The 949-nt window shown below is 35.5% G+C and carries 1 protein-coding gene; it reads left to right on the top strand.

The genetic code is table 11. The annotated features are described in order from the left end of the window. Positions 1 to 312: 312 nt before the first annotated feature. Positions 313 to 564, top strand: coding sequence for a hypothetical protein (locus H4J54_RS00210; protein ID WP_182188843.1), 252 nt, complete (start codon positions 313 to 315; stop codon positions 562 to 564). The last annotated feature ends 385 nt before the right edge of the window (positions 565 to 949 follow it).

Here is a 949-nt window from a genome sequence, read left to right as displayed (position 1 = left end):
GAAGTGCCGTTCAATCTAGCTTCCTTTTTGCCCAACCCAGTTTTCGCCTTTCGCAGTTTAAGGGTTTTAATCGCTTTAGTTTTTTTAAGGCTCAAAGTTCATGTTTAGGTGTCTATTGCGGAAGCACTCTTTGGTTCTTCCTCCTATCCCTTAAACATGATAACTTATTGTAATATCGGTAGTTTTAACTACTAAAAACTAACAAGGCAATCAAACGGACACGCAATAGTTGGCTGCGTTTCGCTTCGCTACACATTTTAGCCAACTATTACTTAGCCGCTTATTGTGGCGTTATAAGCCACGGAGGCATGGATGGAGTTTAATATTTGGTATTCGTTTCTTATTGTCATTTTTTCGTTAAATATTTTTGTTTCTATATTTTTAGCTAAGCGTGATGACCTTGAGCGTTTTCAAAAAATAGCTCAAATAATTCTAGTTTGGTTAATTCCTATTGTTGGAGCTATTGGTTTATGGTTATTCAACAAGAGTAATGACGACAACAATAATACTCCTGAAGGTCGTAAGTTTGGTGGTGGATCAGGTAGTGGAGTTGTTGGTGATTAAAGTGGCTTATAACAAGCCATTCAAGCAGGACTTTTAACAGTTGGCTAGGTTCCGCTTCGCTTCACATTTTAGCCAACAATTAAAAGCCTCTTAATGGGGCGTTATGTGTTTAATCAAACTAAGGAGTAGTTATGTATTTTTGGAATACAAAAGCACTATCGGAAGATATAAAAAATAGTAAATTAACTGAAAATGATTGGAAGAATTATTATCTAGCAGGAATGATTTTTTAACACTATCAATTTATATAATCGCGTTAACCCCCTGTGTCAGGATAGTTGTCGCCTCAATTAATTTTATAAATAAACAGGGTGCGGTAAGTCAAAGATAGTGGATTATCAAAGATATTCAAGTCAGTTTAAAGCAGCAATATTAACTAAGCTCA

This window comes from Colwellia sp. MB3u-8 (genome assembly GCF_014076985.1).
GTDB lineage: Bacteria > Pseudomonadota > Gammaproteobacteria > Enterobacterales > Alteromonadaceae > Cognaticolwellia.
Note: the sequence above shows the minus strand (reverse complement) of the source record. Positions and strands in the feature narration are given on the sequence as shown.

Excerpts from the sequence above, each read along its gene's own strand:
- H4J54_RS00210 (WP_182188843.1), top strand. The coding sequence starts at position 313 with ATGGAGTTTAATATTTGGTATTCGTTTCTTATTGTCATTTTTTCGTTA.